The organism is Seohaeicola nanhaiensis (genome assembly GCF_042654245.1).
GTDB lineage: Bacteria > Pseudomonadota > Alphaproteobacteria > Rhodobacterales > Rhodobacteraceae > Seohaeicola_A > Seohaeicola_A nanhaiensis.
Genome location: NZ_JBHSGI010000002.1, coordinates 806,492 through 825,634, shown reverse-complemented (window position 1 = coordinate 825,634; position 19,143 = coordinate 806,492). Strand labels below are relative to the sequence as shown.

Sequence of the window (19,143 nt, the reverse complement as noted above, 5' to 3'; positions counted from 1 at the left end):
GGAGACTGAAATGACAAGGATTTTCAACGCCGGCTGGACCCGCCGGAGCATATTGGCCGGGGCCGCCGCGATTGCCGCGGCGCTGACGATGCCGGGACAGGCCAGGGCCGACTGGCCCGAGGGCAACCTGCGGATGATCGTCCCCTATGCGCCCGGCGGCACCTCCGACAACATCACCCGCGCCGTGACCCCGGCCATCGAGGCCATCCTCGGTCGTTCGATCACCATCGAGAACATCGGCGGCGGCGGTGGCGTGATCGGCGTCACCCAGCTTGCCAAGGCCGAACCCGACGGGCTCACCTTCGGTTTCGTGCCAACTGCGACGCTGGTGATCGCCCCGCTGATGCGCAAGCTGAACTACGATCCGCTGACCGACATCCAGCCCGTGGCCAAGGTGGCCGAAAGCTACGGCGCCGTGGCCATGCGCAAGGACTTTCCGGCAGACACGCTGGACGAACTCGTCGCTTATGCCAAGGAACACCCGGGCGAGGTGACCTTCGGCTCGGCCGGAATCGGTTCGATCACCCATCTCTACGTCGAAATCTTCGCCGCTTCGGCCGGGGTCGAGGTCAATCACGTACCCTTCAAGGGCTCCAGCGAGGCGATGAACAACGTGCTCGGCGGCCATATCGACGGCCAGTTCGACGCCGTGGTGCTGCGCCAGGCGCAGGCCGGCGCGGTCAAGCCCATCGTCATCCTCAACGACGAACGCTGGGACGGCCTGCCGGACGTTCCCACGCTGAACGAACTGGGCTTCAAGGGCTTCGAGGACATCGCCTCGTGGTTCGGCTTCATCGCGCCGGCGGGTGTCCCGGACGAGGCGGTGCAGCAGTTCAGCGCCGCCGTAGACCAGGCGCTGAAGGACCCGCAGGTGATCGAACGGCTCGCGGCGCTGGGCGTGATGCCCAAATACCTGCCCGCCGACAAGTTCAGCACGCTGGTCCAGTCGAACTACCAGCAGTACGGCGACATCCTGAAGCCGCTCGGCCTGACCCAATGATGGCCCGCCGCGCGGCGCCCGCAGCGATGCGGGGCCGCGCGGCACATCCAGGAGGTTTCACATGATCCTGCGATTGATCCCCGGTCTGGTGACCGTTCTGATCGGCATCCTGCTGGTAACGGTCGTGGTTCCCGCCGGCATCGATGACCCGGGCTTCACCCAGCCCCATTCTCTCGCCCCCGGCGACTTTCCGACCTACCTCGCCTGGCTGGTTCTGGTGACGGGCCTGGTGCTGTTGGCCTTCGGCGCTTTGGGCGCCCCGACCGAGGCAGTCTCGCCCGGCGAGATCCAAGCCGCACGGGCGCTGCCCTTCGCGGCGGCACTGCTCGGCTTCGTCCTGCTGATTCCAGTGTTCGGCATCGAGGCCGGCGCCTTTGCCTTCACCCTGGGCATGTTTGTCTTCGCGGCTGACATAGGCTGGGGCAGGGGGATCGCCGTCGCCGCGGGCTTTGCCATCGCCATCCACATTATTTTCATCGAGCTTGCGGGCGTCCCCATGCCCAGCACGCTGCGACTGCTGTTCTAAGGAGCGCGCATGGAACACTGGGCCAGCGTCTTCTCCATGATCCTCGACTGGAAGGTTCTGATCTTCCTGCCGCTCGGGGTGATCATGGGGGCCATCATCGGCGCAATTCCGGGGCTGACGATCACAATGTCGATCTCGGTCCTGCTGCCGTTCACCCTGTTTCTCGACCCGCTGCCGGGTCTCGTGCTGATCTTCGGCATCTCCAAGGGCGGGCTGTTCGGCGGTTCGATCTCGGCGATCCTGCTCAACGTGCCGGGCACGCCGGCGGCCGCCTGCACGATGCTCGACGGCTATCCCCTGGCCCGCAAGGGTCGCGCCGGAGAGGCGCTCGACACCGCACTCTGGGCCTCGTTCCTTGGCGACCTGATTTCGGTTCTCGCTCTGATCCTGCTGGCCGGCTCGCTGGCGCAGCTGGGCCTGCAGTTCGGCCCGGTCGAGCTCTTCGCACTGATCGTCTTCTCGCTGACGGTGATCGCCGCGATCTCCACCTCGGGGCTGTTGCGCGGCATCGTCGGCGGGTTGCTGGGCCTGCTTGCCGGCACGGTCGGGCTGGACCTCGTCTATGGCTCCGAACGCTTCACCTTCGGCTCTGCGCATCTCTATGACGGCATCGCCTTCATGCCGCTTCTGGTCGGTCTCTTCGCGCTTCCCGATATCCTGATGTTCTACTTCGGACGCCGGCAGGCGCGGACGGGTGCAGGCAAGCTGGCCGCGGGCGCCTCGCGACGGCTGTCGATGGCCAACTTCCGGATGGTCCTGCCGACGATTCTCAAGGGCGGCGGCATCGGCGTCATTCTCGGCGCGATCCCCGGCATCGGCGCGACGGCTTCCACTTTCGTGGCCTATGCCGAGGCGCGCCGTTCCGCGCCCGACCGTGAGGAATTCGGCAAGGGCGCCCTCTCAGGCGTCGCCGCCGCCGAAAGCGCCAACAGCGGCACCGGCGCCTCGACCCTGATCCCGCTGCTGGCGCTGGGGATCCCCGGCGATATCGTCGGCGCGATGCTGCTTGGGGCCTTCTATTTCCACGGTCTGGCGCCCGGGCCGCTGCTCTTCGCCAACAACATGGACTTCATCCACGCGCTCTACATCACGCTGATCGTCTCCTCGGCCATCGTGCTGATCGTCGGCCGCTACGGCACCCGCTACATCCAGCGCATCGTCGAGGTGCCGCGCGACGTGCTCTTCCCCGTCGTCCTGGTGCTGACGGTGATCGGCGCCTTTGCCATCTCGAACTCGATCTTCGATGTCTGGGTGATGCTGGTCGCCGGGATGATCGGCATCGGCTTCCGCGCCCTGCGCATCCCCGAGGCCGCCTTCCTGATCGGCTTCGTGCTCTCGCCGCTGCTCGAGAACAACATGCAGCGCGTGCTGATCATCGCAAAGGGCGACTACACCGCCTTCTTCGACAGCTACCTGGCGCTGTTCTTCTACGCCGCGACCCTGGTGGCGGTTGTCGGGCGCTTCGCCATGCCGGCCCTGAAAGAGTGCCGCCTACGGTAAGGGGCGGGCTGACGCACCGCGCTCACGGCAGTTTCCCGGACGGGGCGGTGCGCCGCCCCGTCCGTGTTGGAAGGTCACCAGTCTATCGCGGCGACCAGGTTCCGCAACGCCGAGCAGGTCTGTGTGTCGCCGACCCGCAAAGCATGATCGCTGACCTCAAAGCACGATGACGGCCCCGGCTTTGAAATTGCAGCCATGCAAGCCTTGCGAAACGGCGTGCCAAAGCCCGCAGATGCCCGGATCCACCCCCTGCGCGCGCATTGATCGCCGTTGATGCAACGGCGCGTCAGGCGTGCTAGACTGGGGCGTCCGGTTTGTGAGGAGCGCCAATGCCGACACCCGCTGACAGGCCAGGTCAGCCGCCGCCCCCGCGGCACGGCCTGTTCGCATGACCGGTCAGATGGCCCAGCCGATCACCGGCGACATCGGCACCGGCGCCTCGCCGGCACTGGCGCTGTTCCGCGCCGCGAATCTCGCGATGATTCTGGTCGACCAACGCCTGACGATCCGCTTCAGCACCCCCGATGCCGAGCGTCTGCTGGGCCTGTCCCCCTCTGCCGCGGCGCTGCCGCTCCGCGATGCGCTGCCCGGACACGCGCGCGCCGATCTGCTCGACGATCTCACCGCGGTGATGGCTGATGGCGCCCCGCGGATCCGCGAACTCGCGCTGAACGGTGGCCGCCTCTACGAGGCGCGGCTCAGCGCGAGCCCCGCGGCCGAGGGGCTTCCCGCGGGCTGCATCCTGGTTTTCGTCGACATCACCCGCATGGCCGAGATGCACCGCAACATGGAACGCGCCCATGCCCGCCTTGCCGAAAGCGAGGCGCGATTCCGCGAATTGCTGACCAAGGCGCCCTTCGCCATCGCCATTCACACGGGCCCCGACCACGTCTGCGTCTTTGCCAACGAGGAATTCCAAAGCTGGCACCCGCTGTCCGATCCGGTCGGCACCACCTTCCTCGACCGCTGTTTCGGCCATCCCAATCCGATCACCCAGAGCATCCTCGACACCGCGTTTCGGACCGGCGAGGCCCAGGTGGCGCGGAAAATCCCCTTCCAGAACGCGCGCCCCGACGGCACCAGCCAGATGCGCTATTTCACCGGCGTGGCTCAGCCCTATGCCCGCCCCGACGGCGAAATCGCGGGCGTCATGACGATGACCTACGAGGTGACCGAGGAAATCCATTGGCGCGAGCAGCAGGAGCTTCTGGTCTCCGAACTGCGCCACCGGGTCAAGAACCTGCTCGCCATCGTGCAGGCGGTGGCCTCCTTCTCCGCGATCAACGCGACCGACAAGGACGATCTGCTGGCCCGCCTCCAGGACCGGCTCGAGGCCATCGGGCGCTCCAATTCCAATCTCATCACCGATGAGGCGGAACCGCGCGGCCTGCATGACCTCGTCGCCCAGGAACTTGCGCAGCTTGGCCCCGAGATGGCCGCGCGGGTGACGCTGACCGGTGCGGATCCGCTGCTGCCGGCGCAGCTCGCCTCGGTCATCGTGCTGGCCCTGCACGAGCTCACCAACAACGCGGTCAAGCACGGCGCCTTCTCGGTACCTGACGGCCGCCTGACGCTCTCCTGCACCCACAGCCCCGCCGCGGGCCGCTACCGCCTGCTCTGGGAGGAACACGCGCCCTCGCTCTCCCTGCCGGCCGACGCCTGCGACGTAACCGGCTTCGGCCTGCTCCTGCTGACCGAGCTCATCACCCATGAAATCGGCGCCGCCGCGCGGTTCGACCTGACCCCGCAGGGCATCCGCTACGAGCTGAGCTTTCCCGATCCCTCGGCCGCGATATGAGCGCGCCCGCCGCGCTTCTCGTCGTCGAGGACGAATATCTGGTGGCGGCCTTCCTCGACCGCGCGCTGCGCCTGCACGGCTACACGGTGACCGGCCCCTGCCATACCGTCGCGGAGGCGATGCAGGCCATCGCCGAACCCGCCGCGCGGATCGACGGCGCGGTGCTCGACGTCGCCCTGCGCGGGGGCGAGACCAGCCTCCCCGTGGCGCAGGAACTGCATCAGCGCGGCATCCCCTTCCTCTTCCTCACCGGCGACGACAGGATCGTCCGCTCGGGCCAGGCCGGTGCCGCCGCCGTGCTGATCAAACCGGTCTCGCTGCCCCGCCTGATCGAGGCGGTGGGCGCGATGCTTTCCGCGCCCTAGCCGCGCACCCGCTCCATCTTGGGGTCGTAAAGCGGCGCCAGCGTCACCTCGCAGGGCACCCGCTCGGTCGCCACCTCCAGCTCGTAGCGCCCCGACAGCACATGCTCCCGGTCGATCGGCGTCGCGCTGCGCACATAGCCCATGCCGATGCTCTTGCCCAGGGTGTGGCCATAGCCCGCCGAGGACAGCCAGCCGCAGCGCTTGCCGTCGCGATAGATCGTCTCGCGTCCCGACAGGATCACGTCGCCATCGCAGGTGAAGGTGGCCATGATCTTCTTCACCCCGCCCTCGCGCTGGGCCTGCACCGCCTCGCGCCCGCGGAAGGGGATGTTCGATTTCATCTTCACGGCCCAGCCCAGCCCCGCCTCGTCCGGCGTGTGGTCGGGGCCGATGTCGCTGGCCCAGGCGCGATAGCCCTTTTCCAGCCGCAGCGTCTCGATCGCGCGGTACCCCGCGTCGCGCAGCCCCAGCGGATCGCCCGCCGCATGCAGCGCCTCGAAGACGGTGATCGCGTAATCCACCGGCAGATGCAGCTCCCAGCCCAGCTCGCCCACATAGGTGATGCGCAGCGCCAGCACCGGACAGCCGGCAATTCCGATGGTGCGCGCCTGTCCGAAGGGGAAACCCTCTTTGCTCACGTCGTCCCGGGTGACGGCGGCCAGGATCTCGCGCGCCTTCGGGCCGAACAGCGACAGCACGGCATTGGCCGAGGTCACGTCGACCAGTTGCGCGTTCATCCCCGCGGGGATGTTCCTGGCGATCCAGTCGAAGTCATGGGTGGCAAAGCCGGTGCCGGTGACGATGTAATATTCGTCCTCGGCCACCCGCACACAGGTCAGGTCGCATTCGATCCCGCCCTTGTCATTCAGCATCTGGGTATAGATGATCGACCCCACCGGCTTGTCCACCCGGTTCGCCGCGATCCAGCCCAGCGCCGCCTCGGCATCCGGCCCCTTCAGCACGAACTTGGCGAAAGAGCTCTGGTCGAACAGCACCGCCGCCTCGCGCGCGGCCTTGTGCTCGCGCGCCACCGCCGAGTGCCAGTTGGGCCGCTCGAAGGTATAGATGTCGCGCGCCGCCTCGCCGGCCTCGGCAAACCAGTTCGGCCGTTCCCAACCCAGCTTCTCGCCGAAGACCGCGCCGCCGGCTTTCAGCCGATCATACAGCGGCGAGCGGCGGCAGGGCCGCCCGCTGGTATGTTCCTCGGACGGCCAGGCCATCGTGTAATGCTTGCCATAGGCCTCCAGCGTCCGCGTCCGCACCCAGTCCTCGTCGCGATGCGGGCGGCCAAAGCGGCGGATGTCGACCGGCCACAGATCGTAGGGCGGCGTGCCCTTCGCGACCCATTCCGCCAGGGCCATCCCCGCACCTCCGCCCGAGGCGATGCCGAAGGCGTTGAACCCCGCGCCGATGAACACGTTCTTCATCTCGGGCGCCTCGCCCAGGATGAAGTTGCCGTCCGGCGTGAAACTCTCCGGCCCGTTGATCAGCTGCTTGACCCCCGCCGTCGCCAGCTTGGGTACCCGGGGCAGGGCCAGCTCGACCAGCTGCTCGAAATGGTCGAAGTTCGACTCGAGCAGTTGGAACTCGAAGTTCTCGGGGATGCCGTTCTGCGCCCAGGGAATGCCGTTCGGCTCATAGCCGCCCATCACCAGCCCGCCGACCTCTTCCTTGTAATAGGTCAGCCGGTCCGGATCGCGCAGCGTCGGCAGGTTGGACGGCACGCCAAAGGGCTCGGTCACCATATACTGGTGCTCCACCGACACCAGCGGCACGCTCACGCCGATGGTCTTCGCCAGCGTCCGTGTCCACTGCCCGCAGCACAGCACCAGTTTCTCGCAGGCCACGTCCCCCGCCGAGGTGCGCACCCCGGTGATCCGGCCCTTGTCGGTCAGGATCTCGGTCACCGGCATCCGTTCGACCAGCTTCGCCCCCTTGGCGCGCGCGCCCTTGGCCAGCGCCTGCGCGATATCGGCCGGGTTCGCCTGACCGTCGGTCGGCAGGAAGGCCGCGCCCACCACGTCGCCGATGTCCATCAGCGGCCAGAGATCCTGCGCCTCCTGCGGCGTCAGCAGCTGCATGTCCAGACCGAAGCTGTGCGCCGTCGTCGCCTGCCGCCGCACCTCGGTCCAGCGCTCCTGATTGCAGGCCAGCCGCAGCCCGCCGTTCATCTTCCACCCCGTGGCCTGCCCGGTCTCGGCCTCCAGCTTGTTGTACAGCTCGATGGAATAGCCCAGCAACTGAGTGATGTTCGCGCTCGACCGCAGCTGCCCGACCAGCCCGGCGGCGTGCCAGGTCGACCCCGAGGTCAGCTGCGCCTTTTCCAGCAGCAGCACCTCCAGCCCCATCTGCGCAAGGTGATAGGCGGTCGAGCATCCGATGATGCCCCCGCCGACGATGATGATTTTCGAGGAAGAGGGAAGCGTCATTTTGGCCCCTGAAGTCTGGAGAAATCGTCAAGCGCGGCGTGCAGCCGGCCCAGGTTTTCGGCGGTATAGCCGGCATAGTCGAAGTCGAGGTCGGAATGGATTTCCGAGGCCATCGACCACAGGGTCTCGCGCATCAGCGAGGCGCATTTCATCCCCTGATAGGCCCGCCAGTCGCGCTCGGGATCGGTGCCCGGATAGGCCTCCAGCAGCCCGCGCTCCTGCGCCTCGGTCAGGGCGTTGTTCGACGCCAGCCCGGCAAGATCGAACAGCGGCGAATTGTACCCGCCGTATTCCCAGTCGATCAGCCACAGCCGCTCGCCGTCGTCCAGCAGGTTCGCCGCCAGCAGGTCGTTGTGCCCGACCACCATCCGCACCGGCCCCGCCGCGGCCTCCAGAGCGTCGCACTGGCGCAGCATCCCCGGCAGCAGCGCCTGATGCGCCGAGCCATCCGCCGTCAGCCGCGCCACATAGCTGCGGTTCACCTGGAACGGCCAGAAGGCCAGCACCGGCGCGGTCAGCGTCGGCCCCATCGCCCGATGCGCCCGCGCGATCAGCTCGGTGATGCGCGCCAGGTTCGCAGGGTCGCGCACATCCTCGGGCGCAAAGGTCTTCGCCTCGATGAAGTCCAGCACCAGCACGCCCGGCTCGTGATGTACCACACCCGGAGACAGCCCCGCCTCGGCCGCCGCGCGCGACAGCGCCAGCTCGTTCCAGCGCATGACCCCGTGTTCGGGAATGTCGTCGCCCAGCCGCACGACATAGCGCCGCCCGCCGTCGCTCACCCGCAGGTTCACATTGGTGATGCCGCCGCCCAGCACTTCGATCTCGTCCGGCGCGCGGAAACAGGACAGCCGCGCCGCGCGCTCCTTGGGATCGCTCACAGTCCCAGCCTCCTGCGCTGGCCCTCGGCGAGGGCGTTGAAGATGCGGTCGGCGACGATGGCGAGGAAGGCCACCGACAGGCCCGCCACGATGCCCGGCCCGGCCTGCGCCTTGGCCAGCGCGATATAGACCTCCTGGCCCAGGTCGCGGGTGCCGACCAGCGCGGTGATGACCAGCATCGACAGCGCCAGCATGATCGTCTGGTTCAGCCCCAGCAGCAGCTGCGGCGCCGCCATCGGCAGCTTGATCCGCCACAGCAGTTGACGCCGCGTGCAGCCCGCCATCGCGCCCGCCTCCAGCAGCGCCTCGGGAACCGAGCGCAGCCCATGCGCCGCATAGCGCACCGCCGGCGCCAGCGCATAAAGGACCACCGCGATCATCGCGCTGAAATCGCCGACGCGGAACAGCATGACCACCGGGATCAGGTAGACGAAGCTCGGCAGCGTCTGCAGCGTGTCCATCAGCCCCAGGATGACGCGCCCCGCCGCCGGCTTCTCGGCCGCCCAGATGCCCAGCGGAATGCCGATCAGCGTCGCGATCAGCACCGAGACGCCGCACAGATAGACCGTCACCATCGCCTTCGGCCAAAGCCCGGTCGCGGCGATGAATCCCATCAGCAGCGCGGCCAGCAGCCCCAGCGTCCAGCCGCCGACGCGCCAGCCGATCAGCCCCATCACGACAATGCCCCAGGCCCAGGGAATGCCGCCAAAGAACTTCTTCACCGGCAGCAGCAGCGCATTCAGGATCACCACCTTGATCGCCTCGAAGGTGTCGAAGAAGTTGACGTTGATCCACTTCATCGCCTCGCCCCAGAACGGCCCGGTGGTGACGGTCAGTGCCTCGGGATAGCGCTGCACACCCGGCACGAACTGGCCCAGGATCAGGGTCGCGATGATGATCACGAAGACCGTCCCGGTCCAGGGATGGCGCTGCACCAGATTCCCGGCCATCCGCCCCCGCTGGCTGCGCTCGGCGAAGGCCTGGCTCGCCCGGTCCAGCGCGATGGCCATGACGACGATGGCCAGCCCCGCCTCGATCCCGCCGCCGATATCCAGCCGGCGCAGCGCGGCCAGCACGTCAAACCCCAGCCCCCCGGCCCCGATCATCGAAGCGATGATCACCATGTTCAGCGTCAGCATGATCACCTGATTGACCCCGACCATCAGCGTCGGCGCGGCCGAGGGCACCAGGACCTTCCACATCAGCTGCCGCCGGGTGCCGCCGGCCATGCGGCCCGCCTCCATCACCTCGTCCGGCACGCCGCGCAGCGCCACGACGGTGATCCGCACCATCGGCGGCATCGCATAGATCACCGTGGCGACCAGCGCCGCGACGGGGCCAAAGCCGAACAGGATCAGGATCGGCACCAGATAGGCGAACACCGGCACGGTCTGCATCAGGTCCAGCACCGGGCGCAGCGCCCGCTCGACCCACGGCAGGCGATAGGCGGCGATGCCCAGCAACAGCCCGCCGCCCGCGCCGATCGGCACCGCGACCAGCACCGAGGCCAGCGTGATCATCGCGCTTTCCCACTGTCCGAAGACGGCGAGATACAGGAAACAGCCCCCCACCAGCGCGCCCAGCTTCCAGTCGCGGGCATAGTGGCCGATGGCCGTGGCGCAGGCGATCACCGCGATCCAGCTGAGCGAGGGCGAGAGCTGCACCGCGCTGTCCCCGATCCCGCTGTGAAACCCTTCGATTAGCAGATCCCGCAGCACCCGATAGGGCAGCTCGACCACCGCCGCGATGGCCCGCGTCAGGTCGCGGAAGGTGAACAGCCCGAAATTCGCATCCTCCACCAGCCAGTCCAGGAACGACTTGATCGCCCCCTCCAGCGGCAGCTCCCAGGGCTTGGGATATTTCAGCAGCCAGCGCGCGTCCCAGGCCTTGCTCAGCTGGAAGGAATAGGCCGACAGCAGCCAGGTCAGCCCGAACAGCCCCGCCCAGAACGCCAGGGACCAGCGCCCGCGCATCTCAGCGCCGCCCGACCAGCACGTCGATCACCGCCTGCCGGGTGATCTGCCCGACGGGCTCGCCCTCGCGCATCACGCGATGGGGCAGGGCGGAAGCCTCGACCCGGTCGGCGATATCCTCGATCCGCGCGTCATGCGGCACCTCTCCGGCAAAGCTGTCGCCCCCCAGCGGATCCATAACCGAGGCGGCGCGGATCACCTTCGACCGGCTGACATTGCGGGTGAATTCGGCCACGTAGTCCGTCGCCGGATGCAGCACCAGCTCTTCCGGCGTCGCCACCTGTTCGATCGCCCCGTCCTTCATCACCGCGATACGGTCGGCCAGGCGGATCGCCTCGTCGAAATCATGGGTGATGAAGACGATGGTCTTGTGCAGCATGTTCTGCAGGCGGATGAACTCGTCCTGCATCTCGCGCCGGATCAGCGGGTCCAGAGCCGAGAAGGGCTCGTCCAGAAACCACAGGTCCGGCTCCACCGCCAGCGAACGCGCGATGCCGACCCGCTGCTGCTGCCCGCCCGACAGCTCGCGCGGGTAGTAATCCTCGCGCCCCTTCAGCCCGACCAGCTCCACCACCTTGCGCGCCCGCGCCATCCGCTCGGCCCGCGGCACGCCCTGCACGTCCAGCGGAAAGGCGGCATTCTCCAGCACCGTCAGATGCGGCAGCAGCGCGAACTGCTGGAACACCATGCCCATCTTGGTCCGCCGGATCCGGATCAGCTCGGCCTCGGACATCTCCAGCAGGTTCTTCCCCTCAAAGAAGATCTCCCCCGCCGTCGGCTCGATCAGCCGCGACAGACACCGCACCAGGGTCGACTTGCCCGACCCCGACAGCCCCATGATGACGAAGATCTCGCCCTTGTAGATCTGCACATCCGCCGCCCGCACCGCGCCGATCAGCCCGGCGGCGCGCAGCGCGCCCTTCTCGGGCGCGGGCGTATGCGTCAGAAAGCTGTCGGCCTGCGCGCCATACAGCTTCCACACCTTCCGGCATTCAAGGATGACGGGTTTGTCCATGCCGGCCCCTGGCAGTAATCTTTATCGTGACCCGGCGCGGCACGCCGGGCAATCGGAAGTTCAAACGGAAAGATGGGGCGCGCTGCCCGCAGGACAGGCGCGCCCCAGGTCAGGGAGAGACCTATTTGACGATCCAGGCCGACCAGACGTCCTTGTTCGCATCCATCCAGGCGGCGACCGTCTCGTCGACCGACTTGCCGTCCAGATCGACCTCGGCCACCATCTTGCCCATCTCCTCGTTGGTGATGTGGAAGTTCTCGATGGTCTTGGCCGCGTTCGGCCATTTCTCGGCGACGCCCTTCCAGCCCACCTTCCAGATCGGCCCGCGCGGCTTGCCGCAGTCATAGGCCATGTCCGGGTTCACACCGACCGATGGATCGGAATAGCACTCGGGCGAATAGGGCGGGAACTCGACATAATGCCCCTCGTATTTCGTCGGCGCCCAATGCGGCGAATAGACCCACAGCATGATCGGATCCTGCCGCTGATAGGCCGCCTCCAGCTCGGCGAACAGCGCCGCGTCGGTGCCCGCGTGGACCACTTCAAAGTCCAGCTCCAGCGCCTCGACCCGCTCCTCGTCGAAGCCGCCCCAGGTCACCGGACCGCCCAGATAGCGGCCCATCGGCGCGGTCTCCGGGGTCGCGAAGGCATCGGCGCAGTCCTTCAGCGCCTCCCAGTTCGGCAGGCCCGGGCAGCGCTCGGCCATATAGGCCGGATACCACCACTCCTCGATGGCCTGCATCCCGGTCTCGCCCATGTTGACCACATTGCCGGTGGCAAAGGCCTCGTCCATCGCCTCGCGGCCCGTCGTCTCCCAGATCTCCATCGCGACATGCAGGTCGCCCGTCTTCAGCCCGGCGAATTGCGCGATATAGTCGGCCTGCACGTATTCGACGTTGTTGCCCGCCTGCTTCAGCACTTCGCCCATAAGCGTCGTGGTGATCAGCTGGCCCGACCAGTCGTGCAGCGTCAGCTTGATCGGATCGCTGGAATCCTGCGCCCAGGCCGGAAAGGCGGTCATCAGCGCGGCCGCCGCAACGGAGATGTATTTCATGAAGCTACTCCCAGGTTGGGGCTGACGCGCGGTTCTGGAAACGGGTCTGGAGCCCTCGAAACGCCAGCGGTATCCTGAGCATTCAACCGGATTCGGCAGTCAAATCAACAAAAATCAACAAATTCCATATCAACTTGTAGCTTTCAGTTGCCCGCGGCTGAAAAAACGGGACAGTCCTGTGGCAGTTGAATCCCCGGAGCGCGCCATGAAAGACCTGACAGACCGGCTGGCCGAGGCCGTCCAGATCACCGAAACCGCCGCGCGCGTGGCGCTCGGCCACTTCCGCGGCGCGCCCGACGTCGAAACCAAGGCCGACCTCAGCCCGGTCACCATCGCCGACCGCGAGACCGAACAGGCGATCCGCGCCGGCCTTGCCCGCGCCTTCCCGGGCGAGCCGATCTTCGGCGAGGAATTCGGCCAGACGGGCGAGGGGGCCGAGATGTGGATCATCGACCCCATCGACGGCACGCGGTCCTTCATCGCGGGCCTGCCGCTCTTCGGGATGCTGCTCGGCCATATCACCGCCCAGGGCCCGCAACTCGGCGTGATCCGGATGCCCGCGCTGGGCGAGGTCTACGCCGGCGCCCGCGGCCTCGGCGCCACCTGCAACGGCGCCCCGATCCGGGTCAGCACCTGCACGTCGCTGGCCGAGGCCCGACTGTTCCTGAACGAAGGCGACAAGCTGGCCGCCCAGGCACCCGATGCCTTCGCCCGCATGATCCGCGCCGGCAGCCTGCGCCGCATGGGGGCCGACTGCTATCCTCACGCCCTGGTCGCGCGCGGCCTCGTCGACGCCGTGATCGACTTCGACCTGCAGCCCTACGACTACCTCCCCGTCAGCGCCGTGGTCACGGCTGCCGGCGGGCTGATGACCGACTGGCAGGGCCGCCCGCTGTCAATGGAGTCGGACGGCCGCACGCTGACGGCGGCGACGCCCGAACTGCTGGCGGAACTGGTCGAACTGGTGAACTGACGGCGCTCCCCCTCACCCTGACCCTCTCCCCGGAGGGGAGAGGGAATCCGCCCAACCCAAAGCGCAACCTGTCCCCTGTCACCTGGGGCAGAGGCGCAGGGTGAGGGGGCACCGCCCCTCCAAATCGAACAAGTCCAGAGCAACGCGCCATCCCCTCTCCCCTCGGGGGAGAGGGTCAGGGTGAGGGGGGCACCGCCCCTCCAACCTGAACAAGGCCGAAGCAAAGCGCCATCCCCTCTCCCCTCGGGGGAGAGGGTTAGGGCGAGGGGGGCGCCACCCCTCCAACCTGAACAAGTCCAGAGCAAAGCGCCATCCCCTCTCCCCCTCGGGGAGAGGGTCAGGGTGAGGGGGCACCGCCCCTCCAACCTGAACAAGTCCAGAGCAACACGCCATCCCCTCTCCCCTCGGGGGAGATGGTCAGGGTGAGGGGGCACCGCCCCTCCAAACTGAACAAGGCCGAAGCAAAGCGCCATCCCCTCTCCCCCTCGGGGGTGAGGGGGCACCGCCCTATCCCACCAAAACCACCGTCAGACCAAAAGGCCCCTCCCGGCAGGGGCAAGGTTCACAGACCTCACCCCCGCGCGACCGCCGCCACATGTCCGGCAAATCCCGGGTCCTGCATCAGCGCCTTGCAGCGCTCGAAGCGTGCCGTCGCATAGGCCCAGAAATCGTCCGCCGGGTTGCCGTCCGAATGCTGGATCAGGCCCCAGAGCGTCCACAGCAGGTCGCACATCGCCTTGTAGATCACCATCCGCCCGGTCTCGCCCGCCGTCGGCGCGCGGCCGAAATAGGCCGCCATCAGCGCGGCATCCTGCGCCGCCTCCAGACCCGCCTCGACCGACAGGTCGCCCACATCCCAAAGCGGATCGTTCATGCCGGAATATTCCCAGTCGACGATCCACATGACCTCGCCGTCATCCAGGAAATTCTCGCACAGCGGATCGCAATGGCAGGGCGCCAGCGGCGGGTCGGCCTGCGCCAGCGCCGCCTTCACCGGTTCGGCCGCCGCAACCACGTCGTGATAGCCCTCGGGCAGGTCGACGTCGCGGGTGGAGAGCACGCGCAGATACTCCTCGATCATCGCGAACAGCTCGAAGCGGAACTCAAAGGTCTCCCCCGACCCGTGCAGCCGCGCCAGCGCACGGCCTGCCCGCGCCACCGCGCCCTCGCGCGAGGCAAACAGCGCCGGCGTCATCGTCTCGATCCCTGGCACCGCGCGCGTGATCATCACGCCGCTCTCCGGTTCGGCCAGCAGCACCTCGGGCGCGACCCCTGCCCGCGCCGCCGCCCGCGCGTTATGCGCCTCGACCGCCCGGTCGATATAGGCCTCGGTCCCGTCCCCCGGGATCCGCACGATGACCGAGGCGCCCGCCACATCGACCCGATGCACCAGGTTGGTCAGCCCGCCCAGCCGGGTCAGGCTGTCCACCGCCGTCACCCCCTCGAACCCCGGCGCGCGGGTCAGCGCCTCCAGCACCCTGTCGGCAATCTCCGTCATCCTGACCTATCCTTTCAATGCGCGGTTCTCGGGATCATAGACCGGCCCCTCGACCCGGTCGATCGGATGGCGCTCGCCAAAAACCTCGATCTCGAACCCCTCGGCCTCCCAGTGTTCGCGTGCCAGATAACCGCGCAGGATGGTCTGGCCCACCGTGTGCCCGAAGCCCACCGAGGTCGCCAGCGACACGACCCGCCCGTCGAGCAAAATCGTCTCGCCCCCGGTCAGCGGCAGGTTCATCGGCGTGACAAAGGTGCAAAGCTGCCGTGTCACGCCCTCGGCCTTCTGCCGCTCCAGCACCGCGCGGCCCAGGAAGTCGCCCTTCGATTTCAGATGCACGCGGAATCCCACGCCCGCCTCGATCGGCGAATAATCCGGCGTCACGTCGCCCGACCAGTAGATATAGCCCTTTTCCATCCGCAGGCTGTCGATCGCGCGATAGCCCACATTGGCGATGCCCTGCACCTGCCCGGCGGCCCAGAGCGTATCGTAGACATGCAGCGCGAATTCGGTCGGGATGTGCAGCTCGTATCCCAGCTCGCCGACATAACCGATCCGCGCGGCCCGCACCGGGGCCGCACCGACCACGATCTCGCGCGCTGTCGAAAACGGGATCGCCGCATCCGACACATCGCTTTCGGACACCGCCGCCAGCACCTCGCGCGACTTTGGCCCGACGATGTTGATCACCGCCACGCCGCTTGTCACCTCGATCAGATGCACCGAGCCATCCTCGGGCAGGTGCCGCCGGATCCAGTCGGTATCGTGCACCCCGAACCCCGACCCCGTGACCATGTAGAACCGGTCGTGCCCCAGCCGGATAAAGGTCACATCCGCCTCGGTCCCGCCGCGTTCGTTGCACATCTGGGTGTAGATGACGCTGCCCACCGGCTTGTCCATGTTCGACACGCAAAGCTTTTGCAGCAACTCCGTCACGCCCGAACCGATCAGCTCGAACTTGGCGAAGGACGTCTGATCGATCAGCGCCACCCGCTCGCGCACGGCGCGGTGTTCCTCGGCCGCATATTTCTTCCAGCCGGGGTTCAGGAAATCGAGCTGGTCCACCGGCTCCACCCCCTCGGGCGCGAACCACAGCGGCCGCTCCCAGCCGTTCTTCGACCCATAGACCGCGCCCATGTCCTTCAGCCGCTGATAGAGCGGCGACAGCCGCAGCTGGCGCGCGGTCTCGTGTTCCTGCCCGGGATAGCGCTTCTTGTAGTGATGCGCGTAATGCTCCACCGCGCGGGGATACATGAAGGCCCGCGTGCCGTGGTGCGGCCCGAACCGGCGCACGTCCAGCGGCCAGAGGTCGAGCGAGGGCTGCCCGTCCACCACCCATTCGGCGATCATCTCGCCCGCGCCGCCCCCGGCGGCGATGCCATAGAGGAACCCGGTCGCCAGCATCAGGTTCTTCACCCCTGGCTGCCAGCCCATGACGAAATCGCCATCCGCCGAATAGGGAATCGGCCCGTTGATGACCTGCCGTATGCCCACCTCGTTGACCACCGGTGTGACCTTGCCCGCCAGCTCGGCCAGCGGCAGGAAGCGGTCCAGGTTCTCGGGCAGCAGCTGGCGCACGAAGGCGCCCGGAATGCCCTTGTCGCCAAAGGGCAGGGTGTCGTCCTCATAGCCGCCGATCACCAGCCGCCCGCCGACGTCCGGCTTGTAATAGACCAGCCGCTCGGGGTCGCGCAGGGTCGGGAAATGCCCGACCTCCTGGCCGGTCGATTCCGTGACGATATACTGATGCTCCACCGCGCAGGCCGGGATCCGCAGCTCCAGCTTGGCGCCCACCTCGCGGCTCCACATGCCGGTGGCCAGGATGACCGTATCGGCCTCCCAGGTGCCCTCGGTCGTTTCCACCCCGGTGATGCGCCCGTTGCTGACGGTAAAGTCCAGCACCTCGACCTTCTGGCGGATATCCGCGCCCTGCCGGCGCGCTGCCCCCGCCACCGCCTGACACAGCGAGGCCGGATCGACATAGCCGTCCGAGGGGATATAGGCCGCGCCATGCAGCCCCTTCGCCTCGATCAGCGGGAACAGCTCCTTCGCCTCCTCGGGCGAGATGATGTGCATTTCCAGATCAAAGCTGCGCGCCATCGTCGCCAGCCGTTTCGCCTCCAGCATCCGCTCGGCCGTCGCGGCCAGACGCAGCGACCCGGTCTTCTTCCAGTCGAACTGCATCCCCTCTTCGTTCTGCAGACGGTCATACATCTCGACCGACTTCTTCAGCATCCGCGTGGTGTTGCGCGAGGACCGCAATTGTCCGACCAGCCCGGCCGCGTGCCAGGTCGCGCCCTCGGTCAGGCCGGCGCGCTCCAGCAGGACCACGTCCTTTTCGCCCCGCCGGGTCAGGTGATAGGCGATCGAACAGCCAAGGATGCCCCCGCCGATGATCAGATGTTTTGCCGCGTGACGTGCCATGATGCCTTCCATTGGGGGGTCGATCCGGCCTTCACCTTAGCCAAGATCAACAAGGCGGCAACGAAAATGTTGATTTCTGTTGATTTGAGTGGAACTGTTCCGCGCATGGGCGCTTGTCCGTCGATATGGATGGTGTAGGACAGGGCATATGTCGAAATACAAGGCACGTATCCTGCAGGCAGTGGACATGCGAGGCACCGTCTCGGTGATCGAGCTGTCGCGCATGTTCGGCGTCTCCGACCAGACCATCCGCCGAGTCGCCCAGCCGCTGGTCGAAAGCGGCGACATCAGCAAGGTGCACGGCGCGCTGGTCTCCAACCGGATGCCCACCGATCCGCCGTTTCTCGATCGGATGAACCTGAACCGCGACGCCAAGGTCGCCATCGCCCGCGCCGCCGCCGCGCTGATCGGCGACAACACCAGCGTCGCCATCGACACCGGCTCCACCTCGGGCTTCGTCGCCCAGGCCCTGCGCGCCTGCAAGGGACTGACCGTGGTGACGAATTCCGCCTTCGTCGCCTCGACGCTCGCGATCATCCCGGGCAACAAGGTCTCGATGGCCGGCACCCAGCTGCGCGATCACGACGGCGCCGCCTTCGACCGCTCGGCCTTCGAGGTGATCGAGCGGATGCGCGTCGACTACGTGATCCTCTCCGCCTCCATGGTCGACCCCGAGGCAGGCTTCCTCGTCCACGAACAATGCGAGGTCGATATCGCCCACGCGATGATGAAGAACGCCAAACGCGCGATCATGGCGGTGGACCACTCCAAATTCGAACCGCAAGAGCGTCGCCCGGCCCTGCGCCAGCCCGAACTGAAACCCGGCGATATCGTCATCACCGACAAGGCCCCGCCGCCCGACTTCGCCGGCCTGCTCGATGGCCTCGACCTGCGCACCGCGCGCTAGGTCGCCCCGCGCAGCCGCTCCAGCACCACCGCGCAGGCGCCGTCCCAGGCCTCCAGCGCGCCGGCGTCGCGCAGATGCTCCAGCCCCGCCTCGGTGATCCCGCCCGGCGTCACCAGCTCGGCCAGCAGCTGGCGCATCGGCGCTGCGCTCTCGGCCTGCATCCGCGCCGCGCCCGCGAAGGTCTGCGCCACCAGCTGCCGCGCGGTGGCCTCGGGCAGCCCCTGCGCCGCGCTCCACTCGACCGCCCGCGCGATCAGCTCCTGCGCCCAGCCATAGACCGCCGCGCTCACCGTCGCCGTCTCGAAATCCGCCTCGCTGGCCAGCGGAATCGCCGTGCCGATGGCACTCAGGAACGGCCGCGCCGCCGGTTCGTCGGGCCACACCACTGTCGGACTCGCCCCGAACTCGGCCGCCGTCATCGGCATGATCCGCACCACCCGCGCCGGTGCCACCGCCCCGGCCAGCGCCCCCGACGGCACCCCGGCGCAGGCCGAGATCAGCACCTGCCCGCTGCGCCAGCCCAGCCCCGCCACCGCCTCCATCGCATGGGCCGGGCGCACCGCCAGCAGCACCGTGTCGCAGACCGCCACAACCTCGGCATTGTCCCGCGCCAGCGCATGGCCGAACCGCCCGGCCAGCTCCGGCCCATGCCCGCGCGGCGCCAGCAGCACCTCGTCCGGCGCCCAACCCGCGCGCCGCACTCCGGCCAGCAGCGACCCGGCCAGATGGCCCACACCGATGATTCCCAACCGCATCGCCGTCTCCTTCGTCCGATGTGCCAAGCTTGTCGCATCGCCGGG

General features: G+C 67.7%; 15 protein-coding genes. 7 read left to right on the top strand and 8 right to left on the bottom strand.

Translation table 11 applies throughout. From position 1 onward, the window contains the following. Positions 1–10 precede the first annotated feature (10 nt). The 5 genes from ACFO5X_RS04190 (at position 11) to ACFO5X_RS04170 (ending at position 5,189) form a co-directional block, all read left to right on the top strand. The gene (locus tag ACFO5X_RS04190; RefSeq protein ID WP_380715975.1) at positions 11–1,000 is read left to right on the top strand and encodes a Bug family tripartite tricarboxylate transporter substrate binding protein; all 990 of its coding nucleotides are present in this window, start codon (positions 11–13) and stop codon (positions 998–1,000) included. A 61-nt stretch (positions 1,001–1,061) separates the two neighbouring features. After that, positions 1,062–1,526, top strand: a complete 465-nt coding sequence (locus ACFO5X_RS04185) for a tripartite tricarboxylate transporter TctB family protein (RefSeq protein ID WP_380715974.1) — start codon at positions 1,062–1,064, stop codon at positions 1,524–1,526. Between the two features lie 9 nt (positions 1,527–1,535). Continuing rightward, a complete protein-coding gene (locus ACFO5X_RS04180) occupies positions 1,536–3,026 on the top strand; it encodes a tripartite tricarboxylate transporter permease (RefSeq protein WP_380715973.1) in 1,491 nt (496 codons plus the stop codon). A 388-nt stretch (positions 3,027–3,414) separates the two neighbouring features. Next, complete coding sequence (locus ACFO5X_RS04175) at positions 3,415–4,824, top strand: sensor histidine kinase (protein ID WP_380715972.1); 1,410 nt, start codon at positions 3,415–3,417, stop codon at positions 4,822–4,824. Continuing rightward, a complete protein-coding gene (locus ACFO5X_RS04170) occupies positions 4,821–5,189 on the top strand; it encodes a response regulator (RefSeq protein ID WP_380715971.1) in 369 nt (122 codons plus the stop codon). Before ACFO5X_RS04175 ends, ACFO5X_RS04170 begins: the two co-directional genes overlap by 4 nt. Here the strand turns inward: ACFO5X_RS04170 and ACFO5X_RS04165 are convergent. The 5 genes from ACFO5X_RS04165 to ACFO5X_RS04145 form a co-directional block, all read right to left on the bottom strand. Beyond that, the gene (locus ACFO5X_RS04165) at positions 5,186–7,618 is read right to left on the bottom strand and encodes a GcvT family protein (protein ID WP_380715970.1); all 2,433 of its coding nucleotides are present in this window, start codon (positions 7,616–7,618) and stop codon (positions 5,186–5,188) included. The two genes, ACFO5X_RS04170 and ACFO5X_RS04165, sit on opposite strands and share 4 nt — an antisense overlap. Then, positions 7,615–8,499, bottom strand: a complete 885-nt coding sequence (locus tag ACFO5X_RS04160) for a choline/ethanolamine kinase family protein (protein WP_380715968.1) — start codon at positions 8,497–8,499, stop codon at positions 7,615–7,617. Before ACFO5X_RS04160 ends, ACFO5X_RS04165 begins: the two co-directional genes overlap by 4 nt. Further along, on the bottom strand, positions 8,496–10,472 hold the full coding sequence (locus ACFO5X_RS04155) for an ABC transporter permease (RefSeq protein ID WP_380715967.1): 1,977 nt from the start codon (positions 10,470–10,472) through the stop codon (positions 8,496–8,498). Before ACFO5X_RS04155 ends, ACFO5X_RS04160 begins: the two co-directional genes overlap by 4 nt. A gap of 1 nt (position 10,473) precedes the next feature. Then, positions 10,474–11,487: a quaternary amine ABC transporter ATP-binding protein gene (locus ACFO5X_RS04150; RefSeq protein ID WP_380715966.1), complete on the bottom strand. Its 1,014-nt coding sequence runs from the start codon at positions 11,485–11,487 to the stop codon at positions 10,474–10,476. Between the two features lie 121 nt (positions 11,488–11,608). Continuing rightward, positions 11,609–12,541: an ABC transporter substrate-binding protein gene (locus ACFO5X_RS04145; RefSeq protein WP_380715965.1), complete on the bottom strand. Its 933-nt coding sequence runs from the start codon at positions 12,539–12,541 to the stop codon at positions 11,609–11,611. Positions 12,542–12,746: 205 nt separating this feature from the next. On the opposite strand from ACFO5X_RS04145, the gene ACFO5X_RS04140 reads away from it, so the two are divergent. Next, positions 12,747–13,514 (top strand): inositol monophosphatase family protein, encoded by a 768-nt coding sequence (locus ACFO5X_RS04140; protein WP_380715964.1) that lies wholly within the window; start codon positions 12,747–12,749, stop codon positions 13,512–13,514. Positions 13,515–14,085: 571 nt separating this feature from the next. On the opposite strand, the gene ACFO5X_RS04135 is transcribed toward ACFO5X_RS04140, so the two are convergent. Both ACFO5X_RS04135 and ACFO5X_RS04130 read right to left on the bottom strand, forming a co-directional pair. Continuing rightward, positions 14,086–15,012 carry a phosphotransferase gene (locus tag ACFO5X_RS04135; RefSeq protein ID WP_380715963.1) on the bottom strand — a complete coding sequence of 309 codons (927 nt, stop codon included), beginning with the start codon at positions 15,010–15,012 and terminating at the stop codon, positions 14,086–14,088. A gap of 6 nt (positions 15,013–15,018) precedes the next feature. Further along, complete coding sequence (locus ACFO5X_RS04130) at positions 15,019–17,436, bottom strand: GcvT family protein (protein ID WP_380715962.1); 2,418 nt, start codon at positions 17,434–17,436, stop codon at positions 15,019–15,021. A 148-nt stretch (positions 17,437–17,584) separates the two neighbouring features. On the opposite strand from ACFO5X_RS04130, the gene ACFO5X_RS04125 reads away from it, so the two are divergent. Then, positions 17,585–18,343: a DeoR/GlpR family DNA-binding transcription regulator gene (locus ACFO5X_RS04125; RefSeq protein ID WP_380715961.1), complete on the top strand. Its 759-nt coding sequence runs from the start codon at positions 17,585–17,587 to the stop codon at positions 18,341–18,343. Here ACFO5X_RS04125 and ACFO5X_RS04120 read toward each other — a convergent pair. Next, positions 18,340–19,098, bottom strand: a complete 759-nt coding sequence (locus ACFO5X_RS04120) for a pyrroline-5-carboxylate reductase family protein (protein ID WP_380715960.1) — start codon at positions 19,096–19,098, stop codon at positions 18,340–18,342. The genes ACFO5X_RS04125 and ACFO5X_RS04120 overlap by 4 nt on opposite strands. Positions 19,099–19,143 lie beyond the last annotated feature (45 nt).